We start from the raw sequence: 3,333 nt of genomic DNA, 5'->3' as shown, positions 1-3,333 counted from the left end.
TCTATTTGCAAAATAGCCTTTATATCATCTTCACTCTCTTTATTATACGTTTCCTTATTGGGATACGTTATAATATCAACTACATCCATTTTAAAGAAAATAGCTATTTGCAATAATCGGTCAATAGTTAAATCTCTCTTTCCTCTCTCTAAGAGACTATAACTACCTTGTTCTATTTCCAAAAATTCAGCAATACTCTTCTGTGAAATCTTCTTATTTACACGAATTTTTGAGATATTCTCTAATATTTTCTTTTTACTAATCATAACAAACAAAATTAAACAATTAATTTCCAATAACATATATTTAAAAATGATATTTTATTACAAAATATAATATTTTACATTGCAAATTGAAATATTATTCGTAAATTTGCGTCTGTAATATAAGTCGCAAAAAAAGTGCCAATATGGAAATCTTTTTAAAGAAAGATGTAAAAGAAGAAATAAAGAAAAAATATGTAGGTAGGTTAGCAGAAGAACTTAGAGTAACACCTAAAGCTATCTATGATAGATTATATCGTAATAGTGATTCTCTTACTCATTATTCTACATTGTTAGTTTTGGAGAATATTCTAAAAAAACCTATAGACCAATTGATAGATATTAATAGATGTTGATATATATTTTGCAATAAACTAAATCCATAGCTTCTGAATAGCCGTGTTCTTTGCGCAATATGGGCACGGCTTTCTTTTTAGCTGTGGAACAAGAAAGAAGTTACTATGGATTACAAGAGAAATGAACGTGATTTGTATGATAATACCGATAACGGCTTGGATATTCTTAAAAAGTATGTACCAAACCTCGTACTTAATAAGAATTTTTGTTATCGTGATGAAAAAAATCCCTCTGCACACGTATATAAGTCCAAAGATAATATTTGGTATATCAAGGACTTTGGCGGAGATTCTCATTTTCCTATCAATATTGTTAGGGAGCAAACAGGCTGGGACTACCACGAAGCCTTAGTACAGCTATATGATGAATTTCATATCCCTGTAAGTGGGCGTGCTACACTACCAAAAAATAAAACTTTCAAGGACCAAGGAGACCTCCCTAATGACTATTTCAATATAGTAACTAAGGACACTATCACCAACCACAATAGCTACAGCCGTTTTGTAACACCTGAGCTATTAAAAGAGTTCAATGTATATGAGGTAGATTACTACGAACGCATTACCTCCAGTGGCAAACTAATGATGGTCGAATCTACAGAATTTTATCCAATTTTCTGTTATTCTCCTGATATTACCCAATGGGCAAAACTCTATTGTCCTGCGGAAAAGAAAGGAAAAACTACCCTTGAGGATGGCACAGAAAAAAAATATAATTTCAAGCACGGCTACCTGGGTAAGAAGCCTGCCCGCTATCTTCACGGACTGGAGCGTATCAAAAAAGAATTGAGTCAAGAAACCATAGAACAGATAACCAATCTTAGGAAAATGCTCGAAAATGCAAAGGATAAAGAGGCTGTGGAACAACTGCAAAAGAACTTAGACGAACTCCTATTGCCGTATGTTATCATTTGTTCGGGTGGCTCGGACGGACTTACGATAGCGAGCCTTTCAGATGATTTTTACCCTGTATGGGGAAATTCTGAGGTAGAAATTATAAGTCAAGAGGATTACCAATTCCTAAAGCTGGTCAGTAAGCACCTGATCAACCTGCCTGATGTAGATACACCTGGGATTGAGTTTGCCTACAAGTATTCTCATCATTATTGGAAATTGGATACCGTATTCATTCCCAAGTACTACTTAGGAGACAAAGGCAAGGATTTTAGGGACTTTGTTAATTATTTTGATAAAGAAACCTCTAAAGAGGTTATTGCTGATACTTTCCGAAAGATGTTGGCTGTACCTGTTAGCTTCAACTTTATGACAATTAATGAGAGAAAACAGAATCGCATATCTGTCAGTAACCTGCATTATTTTCTTAATGCGAACTACTTCCACGTATATATTTCACAGAATGAAAGGAGCAGTACGAATGAAAATCAAGGGGTATTACTAAAGGAAAAAGGCTATATATTAGAGTGTCCTTCCTCGGCACAAGTGGCTGACTTCTGTATTGATTTTTTGGTAAGAAAAGGAACAACTAAAACAATTATTGACTATATGAAAAGCTCCAATATGTTTAGCGATAAAGAACTAAAAAAGGTGCCTGCTAAGGATTTTAACTTAGTCAAGTATGATAAGGATTACCAGCTATTCTTTTTTGAGAATACAGCTGTAAAAGTAACTGCTAATGGTGTGCAATTTCTGCATAACAAAGATGTTAAGAACTATGTTTTCAAGGAAAATATTATCAAAAGTAGTATTTCCAAGTCTAAAGAGACCTTTTTTGAGCCTTACAAAGACGAAAAAGGGAATAATCGTGTGAAAATCACTTACAATAATTGTGATTTTCTCAATTACCTTATTAATACCAGTCGTGTGTATTGGGAAAATGATTATAAGAGCTACCAAAAAGAGGGAAAGCCTTGGGGCGTGGAACACTTGTTAAATTCCCCTTACCTTAGCGAGCAAGAACATATCACACAAGAACAACATTTTTTGTCCAAGTGCTATGCTATAGGGTATATGCTCCACCGTTGGAATGATGTTAATTTCCCTGTATTTATATATGTTACTGATGACCAAGTAAAGGAGGATAACAACGAGGCTAACGGAGGGACTGGAAAGAGTATGTTTGCTCAAGGAATAGAGCAGTTAGCGAAGTTTTTCCACCCGCAAGACAGTGGTAAAAAAGATATTTTGGAAGACAAACATATCTTTGGTGGCTTGAAGGACTACCACGATGCCATTTTGTTCGACGATGTGAATCAAAACCAAGATTTTCGCTCCTTTTATACTCTTATCACTCGTGGAATTACCCCGAATACCAAGAACGTACAGCAAGAACGATTTTTTTCTTTTGAAGAACGCCCTAAGATTATGGGTACTTTCAATTATGGTCTTAAAGATGATAGTTCAGCAGGCTTGCGACGTGTGTTTTTCGTTACCTTTTCCAGCTATTACCATAAAATAAATAAGACTATGGGGCGAGAATACCAGCCTTATGATGATTTTAAAAAAAGATTCTACAAGGAATGGAACCCGCAAGAGTGGAACGTATTCTATAACTTTATGTTGCGATGCTGTCAATTTTATATAGCCAATCAGGACAATCACTATTTTGCCCCTTCAGATAACCTCAAGAAAAATAATCTCAAGGCAATCATTGGTAATACTTTCTTAGAATGGGCTGAGGATTATTTTGATGAAGAACGCCTTAACATCGAAATTAATAAAAAGGAGCTAATGGATAATTGCAAGGCTTCTTGTGG

Annotated in this window: 3 protein-coding genes; 2 read left to right on the top strand and 1 reads right to left on the bottom strand. The window is 34.8% G+C overall.

What is annotated here, in order from left to right:
• Window positions 1-302: helix-turn-helix transcriptional regulator (locus tag RYK20_RS10810; protein ID WP_314895431.1), on the bottom strand; the 302-nt coding region annotated here is incomplete at its 3' end.
• A 107-nt stretch (window positions 303-409) separates the two neighbouring features.
• On the opposite strand from RYK20_RS10810, the gene RYK20_RS10805 reads away from it, so the two are divergent.
• Together RYK20_RS10805 and RYK20_RS10800 are read left to right on the top strand one after the other, a co-directional pair.
• Window positions 410-619: a hypothetical protein gene (locus tag RYK20_RS10805; RefSeq protein WP_314895430.1), complete on the top strand. Its 210-nt coding sequence runs from the start codon at window positions 410-412 to the stop codon at window positions 617-619.
• Window positions 620-724: 105 nt separating this feature from the next.
• Window positions 725-3,333, top strand: a 2,609-nt coding sequence (locus tag RYK20_RS10800) for a hypothetical protein (RefSeq protein WP_314895429.1), incomplete at its 3' end; no start/stop codon positions are given.

Source organism: uncultured Capnocytophaga sp. (genome assembly GCF_963525585.1).
GTDB lineage: Bacteria > Bacteroidota > Bacteroidia > Flavobacteriales > Flavobacteriaceae > Capnocytophaga.
Note: the sequence above shows the minus strand (reverse complement) of the source record. Positions and strands in the feature narration are given on the sequence as shown.

What these genes read in the sequence shown, in the direction of transcription:
- RYK20_RS10805 (WP_314895430.1), top strand. Translation starts at nt 410, where the DNA reads ATGGAAATCTTTTTAAAGAAAGATGTAAAAGAAGAAATAAAGAAAAAA.